General features: G+C 73.0%; 19 protein-coding genes and 1 riboswitch. Of the genes, 12 read left to right on the top strand and 7 right to left on the bottom strand.

Annotated features, from left to right (window positions below; all coding sequences use genetic code 11):
* The first annotated feature begins 7 nt into the window (after positions 1-7).
* Both ACIQUT_RS21115 and ACIQUT_RS21110 read left to right on the top strand, forming a co-directional pair.
* On the top strand, positions 8-1,177 hold the full coding sequence (locus tag ACIQUT_RS21115) for a citrate synthase (protein ID WP_403564580.1): 1,170 nt from the start codon (positions 8-10) through the stop codon (positions 1,175-1,177).
* Positions 1,174-2,481 (top strand): CobW family GTP-binding protein, encoded by a 1,308-nt coding sequence (locus tag ACIQUT_RS21110; RefSeq protein ID WP_403564579.1) that lies wholly within the window; start codon positions 1,174-1,176, stop codon positions 2,479-2,481. The genes ACIQUT_RS21115 and ACIQUT_RS21110 overlap by 4 nt, the downstream gene beginning before the upstream one ends.
* A gap of 43 nt (positions 2,482-2,524) precedes the next feature.
* Here ACIQUT_RS21110 and ACIQUT_RS21105 read toward each other — a convergent pair whose 3' ends face one another.
* Both ACIQUT_RS21105 and ACIQUT_RS21100 read right to left on the bottom strand, forming a co-directional pair.
* Positions 2,525-4,654, bottom strand: a complete 2,130-nt coding sequence (locus ACIQUT_RS21105) for a restriction endonuclease (RefSeq protein WP_403564577.1) — start codon at positions 4,652-4,654, stop codon at positions 2,525-2,527.
* A 100-nt stretch (positions 4,655-4,754) separates the two neighbouring features.
* Positions 4,755-7,211 (bottom strand): DNA topoisomerase (ATP-hydrolyzing) subunit A, encoded by a 2,457-nt coding sequence (locus ACIQUT_RS21100; protein WP_403564575.1) that lies wholly within the window; start codon positions 7,209-7,211, stop codon positions 4,755-4,757.
* Between the two features lie 259 nt (positions 7,212-7,470).
* Here ACIQUT_RS21100 and ACIQUT_RS21095 point away from each other — a divergent pair, with 259 nt between their 5' ends.
* The 4 genes from ACIQUT_RS21095 to ACIQUT_RS21080 all read left to right on the top strand — a co-directional run bounded on the left by ACIQUT_RS21095 (position 7,471) and on the right by ACIQUT_RS21080 (position 12,277).
* Complete coding sequence (locus ACIQUT_RS21095; RefSeq protein WP_403564573.1) at positions 7,471-8,844, top strand: M16 family metallopeptidase; 1,374 nt, start codon at positions 7,471-7,473, stop codon at positions 8,842-8,844.
* Positions 8,845-8,864: 20 nt separating this feature from the next.
* Positions 8,865-10,232, top strand: coding sequence for a M16 family metallopeptidase (locus tag ACIQUT_RS21090; RefSeq protein ID WP_403564706.1), 1,368 nt, complete (start codon positions 8,865-8,867; stop codon positions 10,230-10,232).
* A 210-nt stretch (positions 10,233-10,442) separates the two neighbouring features.
* Positions 10,443-10,598: riboswitch (cyclic di-AMP (ydaO/yuaA leader) on the top strand.
* A gap of 13 nt (positions 10,599-10,611) precedes the next feature.
* Positions 10,612-11,406: a M23 family metallopeptidase gene (locus ACIQUT_RS21085; protein WP_403564571.1), complete on the top strand. Its 795-nt coding sequence runs from the start codon at positions 10,612-10,614 to the stop codon at positions 11,404-11,406.
* A gap of 205 nt (positions 11,407-11,611) precedes the next feature.
* Entirely contained in the window at positions 11,612-12,277 is a 666-nt protein-coding gene (locus ACIQUT_RS21080; protein ID WP_403564569.1) for a GntR family transcriptional regulator, read from the top strand.
* 232 nt (positions 12,278-12,509) lie between these two features.
* On the opposite strand, the gene ACIQUT_RS21075 is transcribed toward ACIQUT_RS21080, so the two are convergent.
* The gene (locus tag ACIQUT_RS21075; protein ID WP_403564567.1) at positions 12,510-12,791 is read right to left on the bottom strand and encodes an HPr family phosphocarrier protein; all 282 of its coding nucleotides are present in this window, start codon (positions 12,789-12,791) and stop codon (positions 12,510-12,512) included.
* 184 nt (positions 12,792-12,975) lie between these two features.
* Between ACIQUT_RS21075 and ACIQUT_RS21070 the strand changes: the two genes are divergently transcribed.
* From ACIQUT_RS21070 to ACIQUT_RS21055, 4 genes are all read left to right on the top strand, one after another.
* The gene (locus tag ACIQUT_RS21070; RefSeq protein WP_403564565.1) at positions 12,976-15,687 is read left to right on the top strand and encodes a GNAT family N-acetyltransferase; all 2,712 of its coding nucleotides are present in this window, start codon (positions 12,976-12,978) and stop codon (positions 15,685-15,687) included.
* Positions 15,688-15,738: 51 nt separating this feature from the next.
* The gene (locus ACIQUT_RS21065) at positions 15,739-16,335 is read left to right on the top strand and encodes a DUF5998 family protein (protein WP_361093837.1); all 597 of its coding nucleotides are present in this window, start codon (positions 15,739-15,741) and stop codon (positions 16,333-16,335) included.
* Positions 16,335-17,537 (top strand): alkaline phosphatase family protein, encoded by a 1,203-nt coding sequence (locus ACIQUT_RS21060; RefSeq protein ID WP_403564563.1) that lies wholly within the window; start codon positions 16,335-16,337, stop codon positions 17,535-17,537. Before ACIQUT_RS21065 ends, ACIQUT_RS21060 begins: the two co-directional genes overlap by 1 nt.
* 104 nt (positions 17,538-17,641) lie before the next feature.
* Positions 17,642-18,292, top strand: coding sequence for a thymidine kinase (locus ACIQUT_RS21055; RefSeq protein WP_403564561.1), 651 nt, complete (start codon positions 17,642-17,644; stop codon positions 18,290-18,292).
* Positions 18,293-18,399: 107 nt separating this feature from the next.
* Here ACIQUT_RS21055 and ACIQUT_RS21050 read toward each other — a convergent pair whose 3' ends face one another.
* Positions 18,400-19,809 (bottom strand): MFS transporter, encoded by a 1,410-nt coding sequence (locus ACIQUT_RS21050; RefSeq protein WP_403564559.1) that lies wholly within the window; start codon positions 19,807-19,809, stop codon positions 18,400-18,402.
* A 92-nt stretch (positions 19,810-19,901) separates the two neighbouring features.
* Positions 19,902-20,708 carry an HAD family hydrolase gene (locus tag ACIQUT_RS21045; RefSeq protein WP_403564557.1) on the bottom strand — a complete coding sequence of 269 codons (807 nt, stop codon included), beginning with the start codon at positions 20,706-20,708 and terminating at the stop codon, positions 19,902-19,904.
* Between the two features lie 451 nt (positions 20,709-21,159).
* On the opposite strand from ACIQUT_RS21045, the gene ACIQUT_RS21040 reads away from it, so the two are divergent.
* A complete protein-coding gene (locus ACIQUT_RS21040) occupies positions 21,160-22,341 on the top strand; it encodes a hypothetical protein (protein ID WP_403564556.1) in 1,182 nt (393 codons plus the stop codon).
* Positions 22,342-22,597: 256 nt separating this feature from the next.
* Positions 22,598-24,349, top strand: a complete 1,752-nt coding sequence (locus ACIQUT_RS21035) for a hypothetical protein (protein ID WP_403564554.1) — start codon at positions 22,598-22,600, stop codon at positions 24,347-24,349.
* Positions 24,350-24,355: 6 nt separating this feature from the next.
* Here ACIQUT_RS21035 and ACIQUT_RS21030 read toward each other — a convergent pair whose 3' ends face one another.
* Both ACIQUT_RS21030 and ACIQUT_RS21025 read right to left on the bottom strand, forming a co-directional pair.
* Positions 24,356-24,640, bottom strand: a complete 285-nt coding sequence (locus ACIQUT_RS21030; RefSeq protein ID WP_403564552.1) for a hypothetical protein — start codon at positions 24,638-24,640, stop codon at positions 24,356-24,358.
* A gap of 336 nt (positions 24,641-24,976) precedes the next feature.
* Positions 24,977-25,801, bottom strand: coding sequence for a VOC family protein (locus tag ACIQUT_RS21025; RefSeq protein ID WP_403564550.1), 825 nt, complete (start codon positions 25,799-25,801; stop codon positions 24,977-24,979).
* Between the last annotated feature and the right edge of the window lie 145 nt (positions 25,802-25,946).

The raw sequence follows: 25,946 nt of genomic DNA, 5'->3' as shown, positions 1-25,946 counted from the left end.
TCGATCCATGGATACGACAGTTGATGTGCCCCGCGGACTCGCGGGCGTCGTGGTCACCGAGACCGGACTCGGCGACGTCCGAGGCCGCGAGGGCTTCTACCACTACCGCCAGTACTCGGCCGTCGAGCTCGCCGAGCACCGCAGCTTCGAAGACGTGTGGCACCTGATGTTCCGCGGCACCCTGCCGGCGGACGCCGCCGAGCAGGCCGCCTTCGCCGCCGAGATCGCCCCGCTGCGCCGGCTGCCCGCCGAGGTGCGCGACGCCCTGCCCGCGCTCGCCCGGGCCACCGCGCTCTCCGGCCCGCTCGCCGGACTGCGGACCGCGCTCTCCCTGCTGGGCGCCTCCGCGGGATTCCGGCCCGTGTACGACCTCGACCCCGAGCGGCGGGCCGCCGACGCGCTGGCCGCCTGCGCCGCCGTACCGACCCTGCTCACGGCCCTGCACCGGCTCGGGCAGGGGCTGGAGCCGGTCGAGCCGCGCGACGACCTCCCGTACGCCGCGAACTACCTGTACATGCTCACGGGCCGGGAGCCGGACCCGGTCGGGGCGCGGGCCGTCGAGCAGTACCTGATCTCCACCGTCGACCACGGCTTCAACGCCTCGACCTTCACCGCCCGCGTCATCGCCTCCACCGGCGCGGACGTCGCCGCCTGCCTCACCGGCGCGATCGGCGCGCTCTCCGGGCCGCTGCACGGCGGCGCCCCCAGCCGGGCCCTGGACACCCTGGACGCCATCGGGACGGCCGACCGGATCGACCCCTGGATCCGCGAGCGGGTGCTCGCCGGGGACCGGATCATGGGCTTCGGCCACCCGGTGTACCGCACCGAGGATCCGCGCTCGCGGATGCTGCGCGGCATCGCCCTGCGGTTTGGCGGGCCGCTCGTGGACTTCGCCGTGGAGGTCGAGCGGCAGGTGGAGGCGATCCTCGCCGAGCTCAAGCCGGGCCGGGAGCTGCACACGAACGTCGAGTTCTACGCGGGCGTGGTGATGGAGCTGTGCGGGCTGCCGCGCGAGATGTTCACCCCCACGTTCTGCGCGGCCCGCGTGGTCGGCTGGAGCGCGAACGTCCTGGAACAGGCAGCCGACTCGAAAATCATCCGTCCGGCCGCCCGCTACGTCGGGCCGCCGCCGCCCCAGCCGGTTCCGCTTCCGGCCTGGGTACGATCGGCCTGGTGAACAGCAGCGAGCCCGACCGGTCCGTCACGCCCATCCCCGTCGTCGTCCTCGCCGGATTCCTGGGATCCGGCAAGACGACCCTGCTCAACCACCTCCTGGCCAACCGCGGCGGCACCCGGATCGGCGTCGTCGTCAACGACTTCGGGTCCATCGAGATCGACGCGATGTCGGTGGCCGGCCAGGTCGGCGACTCGATGGTCTCCCTCGGCGGCGGCTGCCTGTGCTGCGCCGTCGACGGCAGCGAGCTCGACGCGTACCTGGAGAAGCTCTCCGCACCCGTCCACCGCATCGACGTGATCGTCATCGAGGCGAGCGGGCTGGCCGAGCCCCAGGAGATGATCCGGATGCTGGTGGCCAGCGAGAACCCGGCGATCCGGTACGGCGGCCTGGTGCAGGTCGTGGACGCCGCCGAGTTCGACGGGACCCGGTCCCGCCACCCGGAGACCGACCGCCACCTCGCCGCCGCGGACCTGGTGGTGCTGAACAAGACCGACCGCGTCGACGAGGCCGAGCGCGCCCGGATCGAGGCCGAACTGGCCGCCCTGTGCCCGGGCACCCCCGTCGCCGCCGCCGACCACGGCCGCATCGACCCCGAGCTGCTCTTCGACCGCCGCCCGTGGACCGAGACGCGGGGCCAGCTCTCCTTCGAGGACCTCATCGCCGAGGCCCGGGACGCCCGAGAGGGGGACACCGGTGACGGGGACACCGGTGACGCCGACGGAGCCGGCGGCTCCGACCACAGCGGGTGCGCGGGCCACTGCGGCCACGCCCACACGCTGTACGAGAGCACGGAGTTCGTCTCCGAGCAGGCCCTGAGCCCGCGGCGGTTCATCGACTTCCTCGACAGCCGCCCCGCCGGGCTCTACCGGATCAAGGGCTTCGTCCACTTCGGCGTCCCCGGCCACGAGGAGCGCTACGAGGTCCACGCCGTGGGCCGGTTCCTCCGCTTCGCCCCCGGCCCCTGGGGCCGGGACGAGCCGCGGCTGACCCGGCTCGTCCTGATCGGGTCCGGCACCGACGGCCCCGCCCTGCTGCGCGGGTTGGAGTCCTGCCGCGAGCCGTCGCCGCAGGACGCGGGCCCGGAGGCCATGTGGGGCGTCCTTCGGTACGTCGCCCGGCCCCCGCACACCGAGGACGGCGACGGGGACGGCGACGGCGACGGCGACGGGACCGCGGCCGGGGCAGCCGAGGGAGGGTTCGAGGACCTCGTAGGGGACCCGGACGGGACCGGCCGCGACGCGGAGGACGAGCCCGAGCCCGAGACCGAAGCTGGGTTCGGGTCTTCGCAGCCCGCGGAGGTCTGATCCCCGCGCGGACGCGCCCGGCGGAAGCCCCCGCCGACCCCGCTCAGGCGACCTCGACGCCGTGGTCGCCCAAGAGGTCCGTCAGGCCGCCGCGGTAGCCCTTGCCGCCGGCCACGAAGTCCCAGTCGCCGTTGGCGCGGCGCCGGAACGAGCCCAGGACCAGGGCGGTTTCGCCCGGCCGGCCGTCGGAGACGTCCAGCGTGCCGAGCTCGGTGCCGTCGGCGGCGAGCAGCCGGATCCGGGCATCGGTGAAGCCGGCCAGGTCGGCGTGCGGATCGGCCTCCGGGTCGACCGCGGCGACCAGGACCAGCCGGTCCGCGGGCTGCGGCAGCGCGTCGAAGGAGACCTCCAGCGCGGCCTTGTCGGGGGCCGCGTGCGCGCGGGCGCGCACGGAACCGTCCGGGGTCCTCGGGTTGTTGAAGAAGACGAAGTGGTCCTCGCTCAGCACCCGCCCGCCCTGGCAGACCAGCGCGCACACGTCCAGCGCGACCGAGCCGGTCCAGGACATGCCCAGCACGTTGTGGTCCGGGGCGGGGGCATCAGCGGCAGCGGCGGCACCGGTGGTGCCGGCGGCGGCGTTCCCGGGAGCGCGTCCGGCCGCCCTCCGGCCCGGTGCACCGGCCGCGGCGCCCCCGGCCGGGCCGAGCCGCCCCCGCAGCCCGTGCTGGTGCAGCAGGTCCACCAGGTCGGTCCCGGGAACCAGTTCCAGCGGCTTGCCGTTGGCAAAGGTGTACGACCCGGGCCCGAAGGACGCGGTGGTGACCAGCACCCCCTTGTTCGCCCCCTTGTCCTGGACCGTGCCGTACAGATCGCGCACAGCTGTCGGCGGCACCGTGTTCCGGTAGCGCTTGACCTGCACCACGATCCGCCCGCCCCGGATCGGCGCCGGGTCCAGCGCCTCCACGTCCACCCCGCCGTCACCGGACCGCTGCGTGGTCACCGCCTCCATGCCCATCGCCCGGAACAGCTCCGCGACCAGGTTCTCGAAGTCGATCGGGTCCATCGCGAACAGGTCCGGCTCGTCCTCGTCCGCGCCGTCCGCGTGCCCGCCGTGGCTGACGACGCCTCCGCCCACCTCGTCCGGCCGGCGCCCGGGGCGCACCGCCGTCCGCTGGTCGGGGCGCGCCGACAGCTGCCCGCCCAACCCCGACACCAGGCAATCCACCGCGCTGACCTGCTCCAGCCGCAGCCCCGCGAAAGCGCTGCGCGCCGCCGGCACCGTGGCGAGCACGAACCGCGCCTCCTGCCCCGTCGCCGGATCGTGGCAGTCCACGAAGCCGTTGACCAGGACGGAGTCCAGTACCCCGAACTCGTCCGCCGCGTACAGCTCGCGCACCACCAGCAGCATGCACTGCGCCACCAGGTCCCGGTACAGCGCCCGCCGCTCCGTGACCGGGCGGGGCTTCACCTTGTCCTGGTCCGTGCTCGGCATGTACTGCACGGCCCTGGCCTCCGGCACCACCGCGTACCCGGGCAGCTCCCAGTCCAGGACCAGCTGGCGCGCGGCGGGGTCGTACGCGGCCGCCACCTGCCTCGGCAGCGCCTCGGGCCAGGCCGTCGAGGCGTACAGGGCGGCCGAGAAGTACTCCACGGCCGCCTCGGCATCGCCCGAGCGCAGGGCGTCGGCCAGCTCGGCGAGCCCGCTGTTGTGCGCCCGGACTCCGGCGAGCTGCTCCGCCGCCCACCGGTCGTACTGCTGCCGGTACGCCGCCAGCTGCTGCTGCCGCTGGGCCTCCGCGGCGTTCGCGGCCTGCCAGGCCTGGGTGTACCGGGCGTGTGCCTCGCGCTCCGCCTGCGCCCGGTGGTTCGAGCCGAGCGTCCAGCCGCTGCTCCGGTGCTGGAAGTCCTCGATGCGGGGCAGCGGCACGGGCTGCGCCAGGGTCCCGGGGTTGAACGGCTCCGGTTGCTCGGACCGGACCAGGGAGGCCATGCGGAACGCCGGTGTCCGGCAGCCCGCGACCAGCAGGCCCTTGAGGGCGGCGACCTCGGCGTCGAGTTGCGCCGTGCGCCGCAGGGCCTCGGCCTCGCGGTACTGGCGGTGGCTCCGGTTCGCCTCCCGCTCGTGGGCGCGCTGCCGGCGCTCCGCCTCCCGATGCTGGATCAGCTGCGTCTGCTGCTGCCGGCGCTGGGCCTCGGCCCAGGTTCCGATCAATCCGCCCGACCGACGACTCATCAGCTGTGTACTCCCCCCGCCAACCCCTGGAGGGGAAACACTAGTCGGCATTCGGGTGGTACGTCCCCTCGGTCGTACCACCCGGACGCCGTCGTACGTCCTACAGCGCGGCTCCCGCCAGCACGGTGACCACCGCGGGCAGCGCGGTCCCCGAGCCGTCGCGGCGCGGGTCCACGGCCGGCAGTTCGGCCGGAGTCCCGTTGGCGGCGGCGGCGCGGGCCGGTGCGTTCCCGGCCCACGCCAGGGTCAGGAGCTCCTCGCCCTTCAGGAACCGCTGGCAGCGGACGCCGCCGGTGGCGCGGCCCTTGCGCGGGAACTGGTCGAACGGGGTCAGCTTCCCGGACTGCATCGATCCGTCCAGCGTGTCGTGCGCGCCGGCCACCGTGAGCACCAGGGCGTCCCGCGCCGGGTCCACCGCCGAGAAGTGGATCACCTTGGCGCCGGCGGAGAGCTTGATGCCCGCCATGCCGCCGGCCGGGCGGCCCTGCGGGCGCACCTGGCCCGCCGGGTAGCGCAGCAGCTGGGCGTCGTCGGTGATGAAGACCAGGTCCTCCTCGCCGGTGCGCAGCTCGACCGCGCCGACGATGCGGTCGCCGTCCTTGAGGGTGATGACCTCCAGCTCGTCCTTGTTGGCCGGGTAGTCGGGCACGACGCGCTTGACCACGCCCTGCTCGGTGCCGAGCGCCAGGCCCTGCGCGGACTCGTCGAGCGTGGTCAGGCAGACCACCTTCTCGTCGGGTGCCAGCCCGGAGAGGAACTCGGTCAGCGCGGCGCCGCCCGCCAGGTTCGGCGCGGCGTGCGTGTCCGGGAGCTGCGGCAGGTCGATCACCGGCAGCCGCAGCAGCCGCCCGTGGGAGGTGACCGCCCCGATGTCGCCGCGGGCCGTGGCCGCCACCTGCGAGACGATCAGGTCGTGCCTGGAGCGGGCGCCGCCCTCCTCCGCGACCACCGGGTCGCCGGTGGCCGTCCGCGCCAGCAGGCCCGTCGAGGACAGCAGGACGCGGCACGGGTCGTCCGCGACCTCCAGGGGGACCGCCGCGACGGCGGTGCCCGCCGACTCCAGCAGGACCGTACGCCGCTCGGTGCCGAACTTCTTCGCGACCGAGGCCAGTTCCGCGGAGACCAGCTTGCGCAGCTCGGCGTCGGACTCCAGGATCCGGGTCAGTTCCTCGATCTCGGTGGTCAGGCGGTCGCGCTCGGATTCCAGCTCGATGCGGTCGAAGCGGGTCAGGCGGCGCAGCGGGGTGTCCAGGATGTACTGGGTCTGGACCTCGCTCAGGGAGAAGCGCTCCATGAGCCGCTCCTTGGCCTGGGCCGAGTTGTCGCTGTCCCGGATGATCCGGATGACCTCGTCGATGTCGAGGAGGGCCACCAGCAGGCCCTCGACCAGGTGCAGCCGGTCGCGGCGCTTGCTGCGGCGGAACTCGCTGCGCCGGCGCACGACCTCGAAGCGGTGGTCGAGGTAGACCTCCAGCAGCTCCTTCAGGCCCAGCGTCAGCGGCTGGCCGTCGACCAGGGCGACGTTGTTGATGCCGAAGGACTCCTCCATCGGCGTCAGCTTGTAGAGCTGCTCCAGGACGGCCTCCGGGTGGAAGCCGTTCTTGATCTCGATGACCAGGCGCAGGCCGTGGGCGCGGTCGGTGAGGTCCTTGACGTCGGCGATGCCCTGCAGCTTCTTCGAGCCGACCAGGTCCTTGATCTTCGCGACGACCTTCTCGGGGCCGACGGTGAAGGGCAGTTCGGTGACGACCAGGCCCTTGCGGCGCGCGGAGACGTCCTCCACCGACACCGTCGCGCGGATCTTGAAGGTGCCGCGGCCCTTCTCGTAGGCGTCCTTGACCCCCGACAGGCCCACGATCTTGCCGCCGGTGGGCAGGTCCGGACCCGGCACGAAGCGCATCAGCGCCTCCAGGTCCGCGTGCGGGTAGCGGATCAGGTGGCGGGCGGCGGCGATGACCTCGCCCAGGTTGTGCGGGGGCATGTTGGTCGCCATGCCGACCGCGATCCCGGATGCGCCGTTGACCAGCAGGTTCGGGTAGGCGGCGGGCAGCGCGACCGGCTCCCGCTCCTGGCCGTCGTAGTTGGCGGTGAAGTCGACGGTGTCCTCGTCGATCGACTCCGTCATCAGCGACGTGGCGTCGGCCATGCGGCACTCGGTGTAGCGCATGGCGGCCGGCGGGTCGTCGTTGCCCAGCGAACCGAAGTTGCCGTGGCCGTCGACCAGCGGGAGCCGCATGGAGAAGGGCTGGGCCATGCGCACGAGGGCGTCGTAGATCGACGCGTCGCCGTGCGGGTGGAGCTTGCCCATGACCTCGCCGACGACGCGGGCGCACTTCACGTAGCCGCGGTCGGGGCGCAGGCCCATTTCGTTCATCTGGTAGACGATGCGCCGGTGCACCGGCTTCATGCCGTCCCGGGCGTCGGGCAGGGCGCGGGAGTAGATCACCGAGTACGCGTACTCGAGGAAGGAGCCCTGCATCTCGTCGACGACGTCGATGTCGAGGATGTTCTCCTCGAACTCCTCCGGCGGCGGGGTCTTCGTGCTGCGGCGGGCCATCGCTGCGCGGCTCCTTAACCAAGAAAGAAGGTGTGCTGGGGGTCTGGCTGGGTCGGACGGGTCCGGCTGGTTCCGGCGGATCGGCCGGTCTGGTGACAGGGGCTGACGTGGGTCGTCGCGACCATTGTGTCCCGAGGCACCGACAGGCCCGACTCCGACCCAGGCGTGCGGCGGGAACTTCTACGGTGCCCGGCGCGCTTGCATACAGTGGCAGGTCTGACGGAATTCTCTGCATCGCGATCGAAGGGACCACATGCCCATGGGTCACACGGCCACATCCCAGGCCGGCTCCGGAGGCCTGACAGCGACGGAACACCGGCTGGCCAACGGCCTGCGCGTGGTGCTGTCCGAGGATCACCTGACCCCGGTCGCCGCGGTCTGCCTCTGGTACGACGTCGGCTCGCGCCACGAAGTCAAGGGACGCACCGGTCTGGCTCACCTCTTCGAGCACCTGATGTTCCAGGGCTCCGCGAGCGTACCCGGCAACGGGCACTTCGAGATGGTCCAGGGTGCGGGCGGGTCCCTGAACGGTACGACGAGCTTCGAGCGCACCAACTACTTCGAGACCATGCCGGCCCACCAGCTGGAGCTCGCCCTGTGGCTGGAGGCGGACCGGATGGGCTCGCTGCTGGCCGCCCTGGACGACGAGTCCATGGAGAACCAGCGCGACGTCGTCAAGAACGAGCGCCGCCAGCGCTACGACAACGTCCCCTACGGCACGGCGTTCGAGCGGCTCACGGCGCTCGCCTACCCCCAGCCCCACCCGTACCACCACACCCCGATCGGCTCGATGGCCGACCTGGACGCGGCCTCGCTGGAGGACGCGCGTGCGTTCTTCGGCACCTACTATGCGCCCAACAACGCGGTGCTGTCGGTCGTCGGCGACATCGACCCCGTCGAGACGCTCGCCTGGATCGAGAAGTACTTCGGCACCATCCCCGGCCACGACGGCAAGCAGCCGCCGCGCGACGGCACGCTGCCGGACACCATGGGCGGCGAGCTCCGCGAGGAGATCGTCGAGGACGTCCCCGCCCGCGCGCTGATGGCCGCCTACCGGCTCCCGCACGACGGCACGCGCGAGTGCGACGCCGCGGACGTGGCCCTGACCATCCTGGGCGGCGGCGAGTCCTCCCGCCTGCACAACCGCCTGGTACGCCGCGACCAGACGGCCGTCGCGGCCGGCTTCGGCATGCTCCGCCTGGCCGGCGCGCCCTCCCTGGGCTGGCTGGACGTGAAGACCTCCAGCGGGGTCGAGGTGCCCGCCATCGAGGCGGCCGTGGACGACGAGCTCGCGCGGTTCGCCGCCGAGGGCCCGACCGCCGAGGAGATGGAGCGCGCGCAGGCCCAGCTGGAGCGCGAGTGGCTGGACCGGCTGTGCACGGTGTCCGGCCGCGCCGACGAACTGTGCCGCTTCGCGGTGCTGTTCGGCGATCCGCAGCTGGCACTGACCGCCGTGGAGCGGCTCCTCGACATCACCGCCGAGGAGGTGCAGGCCGTGGCCGCGGCCCGGCTGCGCCCCGACAACCGCGCGGTGCTGGTGTACGAGCCCCTCGCGGCCGACGCCGCCGAAGGCGCCGACGCCGCACAAGACGCCGACGCGACCGAGAACGAGAACGAGGGGGCGGAGCAGTGAGCGACAACGCAGCCGTCACGATGACCTTCCACCCGCGCCCCCAGGCCGGCCGGCCCCGGCCGTGGGCCTTCCCGGCCCCCGAGCGCGGCTCCCTGCCCAACGGCATGACCGTGCTGCGCTGCCACCGGCCGGGCCAGCAGGTGGTGGCCGTCGAGGTCAACCTCACCGCCCCGCTGGACGCCGAGCCGGCGGGCCTGGACGGCGTGGCCACGATCATGGCCCGCGCCCTGTCGGAGGGCACCGACAAGCACACCGCCGAGGAGTTCGCCGCCGAGCTGGAGCGCTGCGGAGCCACCCTCGACGCGCACGCCGACCACTCGGGCGTGCGCGTCTCCCTGGAGGTCCCCGTCTCCCGGCTGCCGAGGGCCATGGGCCTGCTCGCCGAGGCCCTGCGGGCGCCCGCCTTCGCCGACAGCGAGGTCGACCGCCTGGTCCGCAACCGCCTCGACGAGATCCCGCACGAGCTGGCCAACCCGCAGCGCCGCGCCGCCAAGGAGCTCTACCGCCGGCTCTTCCCGGCCGACCTGCGGATGTCCCGCCCGCGCCAGGGCACCGAGGAGACGGTGGCCCGGATCGACTCCGCGGCCGTGCGCGCCTTCTACGAGGCCCACCTGCGCCCCGCCACCGCGACCGCGGTGGTCGTCGGCGACCTGACCGGAATCGACCTGGACGCCGTGCTGGCGGACACCCTGGGCGCCTGGACCGGCACCGCGGGCCGGCAGGCGGAGGTGCCGCCGGTCACTGCCGACGACACCGGCCGCGTGGTCATCGTCGACCGGCCCGGAGCGGTGCAGACGCAGCTGCTCATCGGCCGGATCGGGCCGGACCGGCACGACACGGTGTGGGCGGCGCAGGTGCTCGGCACGTACTGCCTGGGCGGCACCCTCACCTCGCGCCTGGACAAGGTCCTGCGCGAGGAGAAGGGCTACACCTACGGCGTGCGCGCCTTCGGCCAGGTGCTGCGCTCCACGGCCGACGGCCGGGGCGCCTCGATGCTCGCCATCAGCGGCTCGGTGGACACCCCCAACACGGGCCCGGCCCTGGACGACCTGTGGAAGGTGCTGCGCACCCTCGCCGAGGGCGGCCTGACCGATGCCGAGCGGGACGTCGCCGTGCAGAACCTGGTGGGCGTGGCCCCGCTGAAGTTCGAGACGGCCGCGGCCGTCGCCGGCACGCTGGCGGACCAGGTGGAGCAGCAGCTCCCGGACGACTACCAGGCGCAGTTGTACGCGCAGCTGGCCGCGACGGGCACGGTGGAGGCGACCACGGCGGTGGTGAAGGCCTTCCCGGTGGACCGCCTGGTCACCGTGCTGGTGGGTGATGCCGCGCAGATCGAGGAGCCCGTGCGGGCCCTCGGGATCGGCGAGGTCACCGTCGTCACCAACTGACGGCGTCCTCCGCCCGCGGCAACCGGCGGGTGATTCAAGGGGCTTCGGCGGCTTGTCCGCCGAAGCCCCTTATGTCTGTTTGGCCCGAAGGCTGGCTTATGCGGTGTGGCGTGCGCAACAAAAGGCCGTGACCATTTGGTGATTGACTGATGATCCGCCTAGCGTCGGCCGTGCTGTTCGTCAGTTGGTACGCGCCGCACCCGCGGCACCGGACAGCGATCGCCGAGTCCCCGTCAGGCGCAAGCCTGGGGAGCCGGGGACCCACACGTCCCTGGGGTGAATCGGGCCGCCTCGCAAGAGGGGCCCGTAGGAGACCTTCCTGCTCCGAACCCGTCAGCTAACCCGGTAGGCGAGAAGGAAGGAAAGGATCAGCCTCCTCATGGCCTTTGGCAGCCGTGCCGCCGGCAAGCACCGTGGTTCCAGCCGTCTGAGCCGCAAGACCGCCGGTTACGCCGGTGTGGCCGCCCTCGCGACCACCGGCGTCGTGGGCACCCTCGCGGGCCCGGCGTTCGCCGCTTCGGACAAGGCCCCCTCCATGGAGGACACCGGGCTGAACGCGGTCGTCACCGCCGCCGACGTCGCAGGCGACGTCGAGGCCCAGGCCGAGGCCCAGAGCGCCGCCGCAGAGGCCGCCGCCGCCAAGGAGAAGGCCGAGGCCGACGCGAAGGCCCGGGCCGCCGAGGCCAAGCAGAAGGCCGAGGAGAAGGCGAAGGCCGAGCGCGAGGCCGCCGAGCGCGCCGCCCGCGAGGAGGAGCGCAAGCGCCTCAACACCTTCGTCTCCCCGCTCGACGACTCCTATGTCTCCACCCAGTACCGCGCGGGCGGCGGCATGTGGTCCTCCGGCAGCCACACCGGCATCGACTTCCACGCCGCGTCCGGCACCTCCGTGCAGGCGGTGGGCCTCGGCACCGTCGTCGAGGCCGGCTGGGGCGGCGCGTACGGCAACAACGTCGTCATCAAGCACGCCGACGGCACGTACACGCAGTACGGCCACCTGTCCTCGCTGAGCGTCTCCGTCGGCCAGCAGGTCACCCCCGGCCAGCAGATCGGCCTGTCGGGCTCCACCGGCAACTCCAGCGGCCCGCACCTGCACTTCGAGGCCCGCACCGGCGCCTCCTACGGCTCGGACATCGACCCGATCTCGTACCTGCGTTCGCACGGCGTCAGCCTCTGATCCAGGCGCGTCGCGCACGCACCCGCACACGCTTCGCCCGAAGGCCCCGGCTCACCGAGCCGGGGCCTTCGGCGTTGTGGCCCGTAAATACCCCCGATTTCCTTCCCCGCTCGGAAAATTCCGCCGGTTGCAATAGAGTCCCCGTACGATCCCAGTACGGTCACGGCATTGTCGCCGGCAATCGGAAACAAGCGGAGGTCCCGTCTTGCGTATTCCCGCGCACGCGGTATGCACTGCAATCCGCGACGACATCGTCTCCGGGGTGTTCGAACCGGGCGGCAGGCTGACCGAGGAGGTGTTGGCCCGCCGCTACGGTGTCTCGCGCGTCCCGGTCCGCGAGGCGCTGCGGACGCTGGAGTCCGAGGGCTTCGTGACCACCCGCCGCCACGCGGGCGCCTGCGTCGCCGAGCCCACCGAGCAGGAGGCGGCCGACCTGCTGGAGCTGCGGATGCTGCTGGAGCCGCTGGCGGCCTCGCGGGCCGCCCGCCGGCGCAGCGAGGGCCACCTCAAGGTGCTGCGCGGGCTGGTCAGGCTGGGCCAGGAGCGGGCCAGGCAGGGGCAGGGCGAGGACCTGCGGGCGCTGGGGAGCTGGTTCCACGAGACCTTGGCGCAGGCCTCCGCCAGCCCCGGGCTGATCACGCTGCTCACCCAGATGCGGCACAAGGTCGCCTGGATGTACGCCGTGCAGGCCCCGGCCCGGCCGGCGGAGTGCTGGGCCGAGCACGGCGCGATCGTGGACGCGGTGGCGCGCGGGGACGCCGAGCGGGCGAAGGTGCTCACGGCTCTCCACGCCGACCGGACGACCGGGTCCTACCGGCTGCGGGTGAGGACTTCGCAACCTGCCGTAAACACGGGGAGCCGCTCCCATTAACAGGAGCGGCGTATGAATGGGGGATGCCGCCGCGCCCGGGCATTTCACGCCCCGGAATTTCCGCCCGGCTTTCCCGGCCGGGTGATGTGAATTCCCGCGGCCGCCCGATGCCCCGCCCGGACGCCCGCCCGGAATTCTCGCGGCGAGGCGGGGGCGGAAAACAGTGAAGCCGCGGTCCCGGATTTCCCCGGAAGCCGCGGCCCCACCGTCCGCGCGGTGCGAACCCGAAGGGTCAGACGGTCTCGGGGAGCTCCTCCAGCCCCTCGGCGACCAGCTTCGCGAGGCGGTCCAGCGCCGCCTCGGCGCCCTCGGCGTCGGACGCCAGGACGATCTCCTCGCCGCCCTGTGCGCCCAGGCCCAGCACCGCCAGCATGGAGGCGGCGTTGACGGGGTTCCCGTCGGCCTTGGCGATGGTCACCGGGACGCCGGAAGCGGTCGTCGCGCGGACGAAGATCGAGGCGGGACGGGCGTGCAGGCCCTCGGTCCAGCCGACGTTGACGCGGCGCTCTGCCATGGTGATGCCCTTCAGGTTCTCACGGTTGTCTAGACCAGTCTCTCACGACGCCCCGAGTGCTCCGGCCGACCTCCGACCCGGATCACCCGCCGCTCGACGTACCCCAGCTTGCACCGGTTTGCCCGGTGTTGCCGTACGCGCCGCGCAGGGGCTGTCCTGCCCGTCCTGGGCTTAGGATCGCCGCATGACCACCGCGTCGGACCCCTCGTACCCGGCCCACTGGGAAGCCGACGTCGTCCTGAGGGACGGCGGCACCGCCCGCATCAGGCCCATCACCACCGAGGACGCCGGGCGGCTGGTCGGCTTCTACGACCAGGTCTCCGACGAGTCGAAGTACTACCGCTTCTTCGCCCCCCACCCCCGGCTCTCCGACCGCGACGTGCACCGCTTCACGCACCACGACTACGTGGACCGCGTCGGCCTCGCGGCCACCGTCGGCGAGGAGTTCATCGGCACCGTCCGCTACGACCGCATCGGCCCCGACGGCCGCCCCGCCTCCGCCCCCGCCGACGAGGCCGAGGTCGCCTTCCTCGTCCAGGACGCCCACCAGGGCCGCGGCGTCGCCTCCGCACTGCTGGAGCACATCGGGGCCGTCGCCCGGGAGCGGGGCATCCGCCGGTTCGCGGCGGAGGTGCTGCCCGCCAACACCAAGATGATCAAGGTGTTCACGGACGCCGGCTACCAGCAGAAGCGCACCTTCGAGGACGGCTCCGTCCACCTCACCCTCGACCTCGAACCCACCGCCGAGTCCCTGGCCGTCCAGCGCGCCCGCGAACAGCGCGCCGAGGCCCGCTCCGTGCAGCGGCTGCTGGCCCCCGGCTCGGTCGCGGTCGTCGGAGTCAGCCGCTCCGGCGCAGGCGTCGGAGCGGCGGCCCTGCGGAACCTGCGCGACAGCGGATTCCGCGGCCCCCTCCACGCCGTGAACGAGGCCCGCGCCCCCGGCGCCGAAGGGGACCTGCTGGAGGGCGTACCGGCCTACCGCTCCCTCCGCGACATCGACGCCCCGGTCGACCTCGCGGTCGTCGCGGTCCCCGCCGAGCGCGTCCCGCAGGTGGTGGCCGACTGCGGCGAGCACGGCGTCCAGGGCCTCGTCGTCCTGTCCGCCGGATACGGGGAGAGCGGCCCGGCCGGGCTCGGCCGGCAGCGCGAACTGGTCCGCCAGGTGCGCTCGTACGGGATGCGGCTGATCGGGCCGAACGCCCTCGGCGTGATCAACACCGCCCCCGAGGTGGGCCTCAACGCCTCGCTCGCCCCGATGCCGGCCCCCGTCCCCGGCCGGATCGGGCTGTTCACGCAGTCCGGCGCGATCGGCATAGCGCTGCTGTCCGCGCTGCTGCGGCGCGGCGAGGGGCTGTCGTCCTTCGTGTCCGCGGGCAACCGGGCGGACGTCTCCGGCAACGACATCCTCCAGTACTGGTACGAGGACGAGGCCACCGACGTGGCCCTGATGTACCTCGAAACCCTCGGCAACCCGCGGAAGTTCACCCGGCTCGCGCGCCGCACCGCCGCCGTCAAGCCGGTCGTCGTCGCCAAGGGCGGCCGCCACACCCCGGCCGGCCACGTGGTCCCGGGGACCAGGCTGCCGGAGACCACCGTCTCCGCACTGCTGCGGCAGGCCGGCGTGATCCGGGTCGACACGGTGACCGAGCTGGTGGACGTGGGGCTGCTGCTCGCCTCGCAGCCGGTGCCGGCCGGGCCGCGCGTGGCGATCCTCGGCAACTCGGAGTCCCTCGGCTTCCTCACGTACGACGCCTGCCTCGCCCGGGGGCTGCGGCCCGGCGCCCCGCTCGACCTGACCACGGCGGCCTCCGCGGCGGACTTCGGCCGGGCCCTGGCCGCCGCCCTGGCCTCCGACGCCCACGACGCGGTGGTCGTCACCGCGATCCCGTGGGTGAACGAGGGGGCGAGCGCCGACGACCTCGCCGACGCGCTGCGCGACGCCGTCTCCGCCCACCCCGGCAAGCCGGTGGCGGTCGTCCACGTGGAGCTGGCGGAGCTCGTCGAGTCCCTCTCCCGCGCCGACGTGCGCATCCCCGCCTACCCGGCCGCCGAGCGGGCAGTCCGCGCCGTCGCCGAGGCCGTCCGCTACGGGCAGTGGCGGCGGGTCAACGCCGAGTCCGGCCACGTCCCCGAGTACGAGGACATCGACGAGGCCGGGACCGCCGACCGGCTCGCCGGGCTGCTGGCCGAGGTCGGCGTCGGCGACGGCGTGCTCACCCTCGCCGAGGCCGACGCCGCCGCGCTGCTCGCCCGGTACGGGATCCGGGTGCTGCCGACCCTGCCCGCCCCCACCGCCGACGCCGCGGTCAAGGCCGCGGAGGCCCTCGGCTACCCGGTCGCGCTCAAGACCACCGCCCCGCACCTGCGCCACCGGGCCGACCTGGGCGGCGTACGCCTCGACCTGGCGGGCGAGGCCGCGCTGCGCCGCGCGTACGGCGAGCTGACCGGCCTGCTCGGCTCGCCCGCCGAGCTGCTGCCCGTGGTCCAGGCCATGGTCCCGCGGGGCGTGGACACCGTCGTGCGGTCCGTCATCGACCCCGCCGCGGGCGCCGTCCTGTCGTTCGGGCTGGCCGGCGTGGCCTCCGAGCTGCTCGGCGACACCGCCCACCGGATCGTGCCGGCCACCGACCGGGACGTCGCCGGACTGATCCGGTCCATCCGCGCCGCACCGCTCCTCTTCGGCTGGCGCGGCAGCGACCCCGTCGACACCCCGGCCCTGGAGGAGCTCCTCCTGCGCCTCTCCCGGCTCGTGGACGACCACCCGGAAGTGGTCGGCGTCACCCTGGAGCCCGTCGTCGTCGCCACCGAGGGCCTCTCGGTGCTGAGCGCCGTGGTCCGCATCGCCCATCCCCCGGCCCGCACCGATCTCGGTCCCCGGACGCTCCCCAGCTACTGAGGGCGTCCGGTGGCGGCCGGGGCGCCCCCTGCGGGCCTTAGGATGGACCCCATGGCGAAATCCGGTACGACGACCCAGGGGCTGCGCGCGGCGATCGAGCGCAGCGGCTACTACCCGGCCCTCGTGGCAGAGGCCGTGGAGGCCGCGGTGGGCGGCGAGCCGATCTCGTCGTACCTGGTCCACCAGGAGACGACGTTCGACTCCAACGAGGTCCGCCGGCACGTGACCGTGCTGGTCCTGACCGGCAACCGCTTCATCGTGAGCCACACCGACGAGCAGGCCGCCGACGCCGGGTCCCCGTCCCCGTACGCGACCACCTCCACCGAGTCGGTGAAGCTGTCCGGGATCTCCTCGGTGGTGCTCAGCCGCGTCGTCGCCAACCCCGAGTCCTACACCCCGGGCACCCTGCCCCGCGAGGTCGTCCTGACCATCGGCTGGGGCGCGGTCTCCCGCATCGACCTGGAGCCCGCCGCCTGCGGCGACCCCAACTGCGACTCCGACCACGGCTACACCGGCAACTCCACCGCCGACGACCTCAGCCTGCGCGTCAGCGAGGCCGGCGACGGCCCCGAGGCGGTCCGCCAGACCCTCCTGTTCGCCCAGGCGCTGTCGGAGGCGACCGCGGCGACCGCCTCCTCCGCCCGCTGATGTCCTACTCCGCACCCGCGAACTGGGACGAGCCCGAGCTGCTGGACCTGGCCGGCGCCCCCGTCCCGGAGTACGGGACCGGCTCGCTCGCCGACCTGCTGCCGACCCTCGCGGCCGGCCTGGGGGTCCCCGGCTTCACCGCCGCCATCACCGAGCTGACGCCGGCCGACCGCAACTGCGTGTTCCTCGTCGACGGCATGGGCTGGGAGCAGATAAAGGCCCACCCGGACGAGGCCCCGTACCTGACCTCGCTGCTGGGCACCTCGCGCGGCGGCACCGGCCGCCCGATCACCGCGGGCTTCCCGGCGACCACCGCCACCTCGCTGGCCTCCGTCGGCACCGGCCTCCCGCCGGCCCGCCACGGCCTGCCCGGCTACGCGGTCCGCAACCCGGCCACCGGCGGGCTGATGAACCAGCTGCGCTGGCACCCGTGGACCCCGCCGGAGCCCTGGCAGCCGTACCCGACCGTCTTCCGGCTGGCCGACGCGGCCGGGGTGGCCACCGCGCAGGTGTCCTCGCCCACCTTCCAGACCACCCCGCTCACCAAGATCGCGCTGAGCGGCGGCACCTTCGTCGGGCGGATGACCGGCGAAGAGCGCATGGACCTGGCGGCCGAGCGCCTCGCAGCCGGGGACCGCTCACTGGTCTACACGTACTTCAGCGAGCTCGACGGAGCCGGCCACCGGCACGGCGTGGACTCCGACGCCTGGCGCGGCCAGCTGATGTACGTCGACCGGCTCGTGCAGCGGCTCGCCGAGCAGCTGCCGCCGCGCACCGCGCTGTACGTGACCGCCGACCACGGCATGGTGGACGTCCCCTTCGACGAGGACTCCCGCATCGACTTCGACGAGGACTGGGAGCTGGGCGCGGGCGTGGCCCTGCTCGGCGGCGAGGGCCGGGCCCGGCACGTGTACGCCGTGCCCGGCGCCGAGGCAGACGTGCTGACCGTGTGGCGCGAGGTGCTCGGCGACCGGTTCTGGATCGCGAGCCGCGAAGAGGCCCTGGAACTGGGCTGGTTCGGGCCGCCGGGGGAGTGCGACGAGCGCGTCCTCGGACGGATCGGCGATGTGGTCGCGGCCGCGCACGCCGATGTCGCGATCACCGCGTCCGTGAACGAGCCCAACGAGTCCGGGCTCGCCGGAATGCACGGCTCCATGACCGCGGCCGAGCAGCTCGTCCCGCTGCTCGAAGTGCGCACCTGACCGCCCCGGCCCCGACACCCCCGCACCGCCAGCCCGAACCGGCCCCCGGCCCCGACGGCCCCCGGCCCCACCCCCACCACGACCCGGAAGGTCCCGTTTCCTCCATGCCTGAACTGGTGTTTTTCTCCGGCACGATGGATTGCGGGAAGAGTACGCTGGCGCTCCAGATCGCCCACAACCGCGACGCGCGGGGCCTGCAGGGCGTCATCTTCACCCGTGACGACCGGGCGGGCGAGGGCAAGCTGTCCTCCCGCCTGGGCCTGGTGACGGAGGCGGTCGAGGCGCCGGAGGACATGGACCTGTACGCGTATCTGGTCGCCCAGCTCTCGAAGGGCGGCAAGGCGGACTACGTGATCGTGGACGAGGCCCAGTTCCTCACGCCCGAGCAGATCGACCAGCTCGCCCGCATCGTCGACGACCTCGACATGGATGTCTTCGCCTTCGGCATCACGACGGACTTCCGCACGAAGCTGTTCCCGGGCTCCCAGCGCCTGATCGAACTGGCGGACCGCCTGGAACAGCTCCAGGTGGAGGCCCTGTGCTGGTGCGGGGCCCGTGCCACGCACAACGCCCGCACGGTGGGCGGCGAGATGGTCGTCGAGGGCGCCCAGGTGGTGGTCGGCGACGTGAACCGGCCGGCGGAGGAGATCGGCTACGAGGTCCTCTGCCGCCGCCACCACCGCCGCCGCATGACGAGCGCCGCGGCCCGCGCGGCCGCGATCTCCCCCGACGTCCTGCCGGTCAACCCCGCCTGACGGCCGGGACGGGCTGCAGCGCGGACGCGAAGAACGGCGGGCTCTCCCCTCCCCCCCCGCCGTCGTGACCGGGGGGAGGGGAGACCGCTGACCGGGGAGGGGAGACCCTATGCCGTGCGCAGGGCGCCGGTGAGCGCCTCCCGGAACGCCGTGGTGTGATCGGCCGGCGGGTCGTCGGCCAGACCGGGGCAGTGGAAGGCGAAACGGGCGGTGTTCCCGGCCCGGAAGTGGCGCCAGCCGGAAGGGGCCAGCCGCTCGGTGACCGCAGAGCCGTCCAGGGTGGTGACGCACGCGAACTTCTGGAAGACGGTGAGCAGGGCGGAGGCCGTGCCGTGCTCCTGGGGGCGCACCGCGCTGACCGCCATGATCGACGCAGCCGGGTAGCACAGGGCCACTCCGGACCCGATGGCCAAGGTGGCGGGCAGCAGCCCCTGTGCGTAGGGGAGTTGGAAGCCGACCGTGCCCAGATAGACCAGCGCGGAGGCCACCAGGGCCATGCCCGCCGCCAGCACCCGGCCGGGACCGTGGCGGGTGACGAGGCGGCCGCCCCACACGCCGGCCGCCGCGTTGCTGATGCTCTGCGGTGCGAGCGCCAGTCCCACGGCGAACTCGTCGTGGCCGCGGTTCAGGGCCAGTTCGAGACCGGTCAGGTACATCGAGGCGACGATCGCCGCGAAGACGCCCGCCAGCGCGGTGCATCCGACGATCACACGGGACGAACGCAGAACGCTCGGGGGGAACATGCGGGTTCCCCGCCGCCTGCCCCGGTGGACCAGCAGGGCCGCGAGGCCGGCCGCGGCGGCGAGCAGGCCGCCGCTCGCCCAGGGTGACGTTTCGCCGATGCTGCCGACCGTACCGACGGCCAGGATCACGGCGGCCGTCAGGGCCACCGCCGACACGGCGTCGACGCGGGCGCCGGTGCCGGGGGCGGAGCCGATGGTACGCGTCACCAGCAGCACGGCGACGACCAGGGGGACGTAGACCAGGAAGCTCGCCCGCCAGCCGAGTTGGGTCACGAGGAACCCGGGGACGACGAGCCCGAGCGTGAACCCGGCCGCCCCCATCGAGCCGTAGAGGGCCAGTGCCTTGTTGCGCAGTCGGCCCGGAGGCAGATTGGCCGTGATCAGGGCGATGGCCGCGGGCGCGCTGAAGGCCGCTCCCGCGCCTTGGACGAACCGTCCGAGGACCAGCCACCAGCCCGAGGTGGCGGCGGCGCACAGGACGGAGCCCAGGCCGGACACTCCCACGCCGATCATGAACATCGCCCGCCGGTCCCATGCGTCGACGAGCCGACCGGCTGCCGGCAGCAGGCCGGCGTAGGCGACGAGGAAGATGCTCGCCGTCAACTGGAGCTGCAGAGGGGTGAGGTGCAGGCTGCTTCCCAATGCGGCGATCTGCACGTTGATGCTGGAGGAACTCATGCCTTCCAGCAGCAGCACCGAGCAGATGAAGCCGATCCGCCACCACGACACGTCCGTTGCGGTGGCCTCGTCCGGCGGTTGTCCTACCTTGTGCATGGATCCCCCGTAGTGGCGCCGCCGTGAACCGGCGGCGCCGAACTGCTCGACAATGCCGTTGCGCCGTCCGACCGACCCGTCCTCTGACGAGGTCAGAGGGAGAAGAGCTGCTCCAGGGCGACGGCCACGCCGTCCTCCTCGTTGGAGGCCGTGTGCCGGGACACCGCCGACAGGACGCTGGCGTGGGCGTTGGCCACCGCGTAGCCGGCTCCCGCCCAGGTGAGGATGGACAGGTCGTTGGGCATGTCACCGAAGGCGACCACCTCGGCCGTGTCGATTCCGCGCTCGGCGCACAGGGCTGACAGGGTGCCCGCCTTGGTGACGCCGGAGGCGCTGATCTCCAGCAGCCCGCTGCCGCCGGAGTGGGTGAACTGTGCCACCGAGCCGGCAGCGCGTTCGGCGGAGGCGAGCATGGTGTCGGCGTCGAACGCGTCCGACCACGCCAGGAGCTTGACGATGGGCGCCTCGGACCGCCACAGGTCGTCGACGGAGGGGACGGCGAACTCGGCGTCCACGTCCTCGGGGAGGCGGTGGCCGTATCCCGGCGCGAACAGTACCCGGTGGCCCGTTTCGACGGCGAACCCGATTCCGGGCACGGCCTCCGTCAGGGCTTCGGCCGCACGCCGCGCGGAGTCGACGGGGAGGGTGCGCGAGGAGACCACGCTGCGGGAGGTCATGTCGTACACGAGGGCCCCGTTGCTGCACACGGCCGTCCCGGCGAGGCCGTAGGCCGCGATGAGTGCGTCGACGTAGCGGGGCGGCCGGGCCGTGACGAGCACGACTTCCGCGCCGGCGTCGGTGGCTCCCCGGAGTGCCCGCCGGGTCCGCTCCGAAATCTTTCCGTCGTTGCGCAGAAGAGTTCCGTCGAGGTCGGTGGCAATCAATCGGTGAGGAATCATTCGCGCATCGTACCCAACGTCCGTGTAGGCGCCACCGGCTCCTTTTCTGCATCGGATTTCGGACGCGTCGACGGTGAAATTCACGCCACCTTGGAGGGGGATCCGGCCGCCTCCAAGGATGAAATGCACCCCTTATCTGACGGCGAGTGCGACAGCAGTGGAATGTCCATTGTGCGGTGATTGGCGGAAGGAAGGATGAGAAGATCTCGCAGGAAGCTGCGAAGCGAGGCCCGCATAAAGGCGGTTGATATGGATGATCATCCTGCTTCGTGATCGTTAGGGAGCCGGGCCGCTGCCGCCCAGAGAGGGGCAGTGCGCCGCATTTCGCTCATGTCGCCCGCCCGTTTCTCATGGCGTTTCCATATCGCCCCGCAGCCGCCTTCCGTGCTGCCGTAATTCCCGTCGTCGGGAATGAAGTCTCTTCATCCCAGTTCTCTCAGGGGGAAAGTCGGTGCGTCATTCCGCCATCATCGGTGACGCCTTACCGCTCGGCGGCAGGGTCCTGTCCGACGGCTCCGGGAAACGCCTTCTGTTCGGCACCGGGCAAGGTTGCTACCTCGCCGCTCGCAGCGTATGGAACGAGCAGACCAACCCGCGCCCCTCGGCCTTACCCTCCGTACGCATCGTGGCCGCCGGGGAACTCGCCGACGATCCGCTCCGGGACGCGCACCTGCGCTACGGCGGACCCGACTCCTTCAGCGTCGACCTCCAGGGCATCGACGCCTTCCTCTTCGCCCGGGCCAAATACTTCCGGGACGAGACCGCCCGGCAGGCCGTGATCGCCCTGGGCATGGCGAAGCCCGACACCCGCTACCTGAGGGTCGGCGCGGCGGGGGCCCCGCCCACGGACGACCACCCGGGCGGGGAGGTGCTGGAGCATTCGCTGCTCGCCGGCCCGCACCTCTCCGGCGAGTCCTCCACCGCCAGCGGCCACCTGCCGCAGGGCGGCGATTTCAGCGTGGCCATCCCGCTGACCGTGCCCCCCTCGCCCCGACTGCTCGAACGCCGCAGCGTCTACTTGCACACCGCCTTCCTCCCGCAGACCGACGGGCCCGCGGCGCCCGGAAGCCACCTGCTGCGCCTCGAAGGCTCCCCGGACGGGCTGAACGCGCTGGACGCGGTCAAGGCATTCGTCTCGGTCAACCGGATCGACTCCTACGCCGTCCGGATTTTCGTCCGCGTCACCGACGCGGACCGGCCCCCGCGCATCATCGGACGGGTTCTGCGGCGCATTCCGCACCGGCGCCTGACCCATGTGCAGCAGGCCACCGACATCGCCTCCGAGCAGGAATTCCACCTCCTTCCCGGCCAGGAACTGCACTGCTACGGGACGTACTGGCCGCGCCGGTCCGTCGATTGGGAGGCATTGCGCGGCGGTAAGCCGTACGAGCCCCGCGGCCACATCCACATGGAAGTCCGCGGACTGCCGGCCGGGCCGCGGCAGCACGCCATATCCCACCTCCGCGAGCTCTTCGTCACCCCGGGAACGGAATGCCTCGCCCTCATCAATCCGATCCGCGACGTCGTTCGGATCGAGCCGGTCGTCCAACGAGGGGAAAAGCTCATGAGCAGATGCAGTGGGAGGCCCGTCGCCGACGATTTCAGCTCAACGGCGTGGAGCAGCATATCGTGACTGTATCGACCAATAACGGACCGCAGCGGTCGTGGATCGTCCTCGACGTCGACCGTACCCTGATGAACACCACCGCGTGGTACCACGCGTGCGCCTCGCCGGGCCTTCTGCTCGACGAGCGGGGCGTCCGGGAATTCCTCTCCCTCAATGCCCGCGCATACGGACCGGAACCCACTCTTTCCGATGCGGAATTCCGCCGCCGGACCCTGGACCTGATCAACGCCTCCCCCCCCTCGGCCCCTGGACCGGGCAGCGGATGGAGGACGTCGGGGCAGCCGTCGCCGCCGGCCTCGCGCTCTACCCCGAGGTCGCCGGCTACCTGCGTCACCTCCAGTACCGCCAGGACCCGGACTTACGCATCCTGTTCCTCAGCGCGGGGTACCGGCCCTTCATCGCGGGCGTCGTCGAAGCCCTGCTCGCCCGATGCCTCCTCAACGGGCTGCCGTACGAGGTCACGGGCTCGACGCTCGACTTCGAGGACGGACGGTGCCGCATGGGCACCGTGGTCGACGGCGACCGCAAGGCCGACGCCGTGCGCGACCTGCTGGACACCGGGGCCCGCATCGAGCTCCTGGCGGACGACAACTACCACGACCACGAGCTCTTCGACCTGGTCGAGCGGTCCGGCGGCCGCACCGTCCGCGTCGTGCACGAGCCTGGAGCCCGGTCCAGCCGCAGCTGGCGGGAGTTCATGGCCACCCTCCCGGACATCGAGCTCCAGCACCGACTGGCCACCGGCCCGGCGGACTACGCGCTGGCCGACCTCGACGGCGTACACGCCGCGTACGGGCACGCGCTGGCCAACCTCCCGCCCGCGGACAACAGCATCGGCGTCGGCGCCCTGCGGCAGGACCTGTACCTCCGCGCGCTCGACGACCTGTGCCGCACGGCCACCGGCGACCCCGCCGAGCGCGCACGGCTGCGCGGCCTCCTGCTCGGGCTCACCGAGACCGGGGAGGACCGCGTCCTGCTGCGGGGCAGGCTCTTCCACCTCGCCTCCCCGCCCTACCTGTTCGCCGATCCCGGCACCGGCCGGGAACGGTGGCACCGGGCGCTGGACCTGTCCCTCGACTGCCTGCGGATCCTCGCCGACGGAGGGGTCCTCGCCGGCTGGGAAGCCCTGCCCCGCGCACAGCGGTGGCTCGTCACAGGCGTCCTGGACCACCTCAAGAACGCCGCCACCCACGCCCTGGACGTACTGGTCAAGGCCAACGTCGCCGACGGCGCGCCCGGCGGCCTCGACGAGGACGTCGAGCGGCTCGTCGAGGACTGCCACCTCGCCTACTGGAGCACCGTGTTCGACGCCCCGCAGGTGGACCACGTCCTCGGCGCCGAGGACTGGCCCGCCGGCGTGATCGACTTCCCGTCGGGCGCCCTGGACCTGGGACTCGCCTTCCGGGTGATCACCCGGCTGACCCGCCCGGACCAGCCCCCCGTGGGCGTGGCCCACATGGCGTACTCGTCCAAGAACGCGATGCGCGGCCTGGAGGAGGACGGGTCGCCCGGCTTCGAGCGCCTGATGAACCGGGTGCCCAAGCACTTCCAGGAACGCGTCCTCGCCTGGCTGGACGGCGACGGCGCCGTCGTCCTCTACGACAACAACGTCACGACCTTCTCCACGCTGGCGAACGTGAAGCGGATCCTGGGCGAGCACGCCCCGGCCCGCATCCGGGCCGCCGTCGCCTGCTTTCAACTACGAGAACATCGCCAAGCGCCTGCGCGGGGCAGCGGCCGAGCCGCTGTGCGAGGGCTGGGAGAACGTACTCGACCTGCGTCCCGTGGCCGACTACGTGACCGCCTTCGCCACCTGGGGCACGAGCGCCAAGACCCAGGCGCTCCACCGGCTGTACGCGGCCCTGCCCGCGGCGGCCCCGGAACCGCCCGCCCCCCTCGGCGACCGGCCGGACTGGGTCTTCAAGGTCTGCCGTGTGCACAACGCCGTCGACCTGGCCGCCGTCGTGCGGGCCGGGGCCAACGCGATCGGCGTGCACGCCGTATCCCCCCGTGAGCCCGCCTACTCCCGCAGCCAGGCGCGCCACATGCCGGGCCTGGAGCCGGCCGCGGCAGCCGCCGACCTGCCGCTGGCGCACCACGAGACCGCCGCCGTACGGGCGATGGCGGCTGCCCTGCCCGAAGGCCTGCTGGCGGCCGTCGTCATGGAGGACGTGCCCACGGCCGACGACTGGCGGCGCATCCGGACGGACCTCGGACTGCCCGCGACGTCCGCGCTCCAGCTCCAGTGCCGGGTGACCGCCGAGGAGATCGCCGTCCTGCGCGAAGCGGTCCCGGGCGGGCTCATCTGCGCGATCGGCGCCGACCAAGCCGACTTCGCAGCGTACTTCCGCTTCCTGGACGGCCTGCTCGACCCGGCCACGGATCACGTCCTGGTCGACTCCTCGGCCCACCAGCCCGACCTGATCACCGTGGCCCGGGACACCCCGGACGCCGCCGCCTCCCCCCTGCCGCGGCCGACGGGCGACCCGCTCCCCGCCACGGCCATGCGCGGCAACCGCGTACCGGTCCTGGTCGCGGACGACGAGCCACCCGCACGACGTGACGATCACCGCAGAAGCCCCGAACTACCGCTTCTGAGAGGGGGCTCACGGCAGCCCGACGGCTGTCGGCGCGGGGCCGCTCAGAGGCCGTTGCCGGGCCGGAGCTCGACGAGGGCCAGCAGCGCGCCCTCCGGGTCCGTGACGGTGGTGACCCGGCCGGTGAGGCCCTCGCGGGGCGGCTGGACCACGCGCCCGCCCAGCCGGTGCACCAGGGCCGCGGCCGCGTCGGCGTCGTCGACGGCGAAGTACGTCATCCAGTGCGGCCCGCGGTCGTGCGGCAGGGAGCGCCCGACGCCGTGCACGGCGGCGACGGGCCGGCCGTCCAGGAGCAGGGTCAGGTAGTCGAAGTCGGCGGCCGGGGCTGTCGGGGCGGCCGAGGCGGGGGCCGTGGTGCGGTGCACGGCCTCGTGGCCGAAGACGTGCTCGTAGAACTTGCCGACGGTCGTGGTGTCCTGCGTGACCAGCTCCGCCCACACGGGGGTGCCGTGGACGCCGGACAGCTGGGTCCCCGCGCGCTCCTCGGCCTGCCAGAGCCCGAAGACCGCGCCCAGCGGGTCGGAGCAGATCGCCGTCCGGCCCGTGCCGGCTGCGTCGAGCGGGCCCACGGCGACCGTGCCGCCGCAGGAGCGGACCGCCTCGGCCGCCGCGTCGGCGTCGTCGGTGGCGAAGTACGTCGTCCAGGCCACCGGAAGGTGCCGGTCCGGCGGCATCTCGCCGATCCCGGCGACCTCCCGGCCGCCGAGGAGGGCACGGACGTACGGGCCGAAGGGCTCGGGGCCGGGCTCGTACTCCCAGCCGAAGAGGTCGGTGTAGAAGGCCTCGGTGGTCCCGAGGCCGTGCACCATCAGACTCGACCAGCACGGGGTGCCGGGCGGGCGCCGCATCGCGTGTGCTGCCTCGGTCATGTCAGCAGTCTCCTCCCTCGTGGGGCTGTGCCGGACCAGATGGTTTCACTCCGGCGGGTCCGGCGCGCCCCGACCGGCCGGGATTCGCCGGAGCGGGGGTAGATGACCGAATCGGTGCGGCCCGCCGGTATCGGGCTTGTTACGC

Origin of the sequence: Streptomyces sp. NPDC090445, from assembly GCF_044769385.1 — a bacterium.
Taxonomy (GTDB): Bacteria; Actinomycetota; Actinomycetes; order Streptomycetales; family Streptomycetaceae; genus Streptomyces.
This window is presented reverse-complemented; position numbering and strand designations above follow the sequence as displayed.

Bases quoted from the DNA above. Each gene is read 5' to 3' on its own strand.
- ACIQUT_RS21115 (WP_403564580.1), top strand. From the start codon at position 8: ATGGATACGACAGTTGATGTGCCCCGCGGACTCGCGGGCGTCGTGGTC.
- ACIQUT_RS21050 (WP_403564559.1), bottom strand. From the start codon at position 19,809: ATGCACAAGGTAGGACAACCGCCGGACGAGGCCACCGCAACGGACGTG.
- ACIQUT_RS21025 (WP_403564550.1), bottom strand. From the start codon at position 25,801: ATGACCGAGGCAGCACACGCGATGCGGCGCCCGCCCGGCACCCCGTGC.
- ACIQUT_RS21035 (WP_403564554.1), top strand. From the start codon at position 22,598: ATGGAGGACGTCGGGGCAGCCGTCGCCGCCGGCCTCGCGCTCTACCCC.
- ACIQUT_RS21045 (WP_403564557.1), bottom strand. From the start codon at position 20,708: ATGATTCCTCACCGATTGATTGCCACCGACCTCGACGGAACTCTTCTG.
- ACIQUT_RS21065 (WP_361093837.1), top strand. From the start codon at position 15,739: ATGGCGAAATCCGGTACGACGACCCAGGGGCTGCGCGCGGCGATCGAG.
- ACIQUT_RS21055 (WP_403564561.1), top strand. From the start codon at position 17,642: ATGCCTGAACTGGTGTTTTTCTCCGGCACGATGGATTGCGGGAAGAGT.
- ACIQUT_RS21030 (WP_403564552.1), bottom strand. From the start codon at position 24,640: ATGAGCCCGCCCGGGACCGCTTCGCGCAGGACGGCGATCTCCTCGGCG.
- ACIQUT_RS21085 (WP_403564571.1), top strand. From the start codon at position 10,612: ATGGCCTTTGGCAGCCGTGCCGCCGGCAAGCACCGTGGTTCCAGCCGT.
- ACIQUT_RS21075 (WP_403564567.1), bottom strand. From the start codon at position 12,791: ATGGCAGAGCGCCGCGTCAACGTCGGCTGGACCGAGGGCCTGCACGCC.
- ACIQUT_RS21105 (WP_403564577.1), bottom strand. From the start codon at position 4,654: ATGAGTCGTCGGTCGGGCGGATTGATCGGAACCTGGGCCGAGGCCCAG.
- ACIQUT_RS21090 (WP_403564706.1), top strand. From the start codon at position 8,865: ATGACCTTCCACCCGCGCCCCCAGGCCGGCCGGCCCCGGCCGTGGGCC.
- ACIQUT_RS21060 (WP_403564563.1), top strand. From the start codon at position 16,335: ATGTCCTACTCCGCACCCGCGAACTGGGACGAGCCCGAGCTGCTGGAC.
- ACIQUT_RS21100 (WP_403564575.1), bottom strand. From the start codon at position 7,211: ATGGCCCGCCGCAGCACGAAGACCCCGCCGCCGGAGGAGTTCGAGGAG.
- ACIQUT_RS21095 (WP_403564573.1), top strand. From the start codon at position 7,471: ATGGGTCACACGGCCACATCCCAGGCCGGCTCCGGAGGCCTGACAGCG.
- ACIQUT_RS21070 (WP_403564565.1), top strand. From the start codon at position 12,976: ATGACCACCGCGTCGGACCCCTCGTACCCGGCCCACTGGGAAGCCGAC.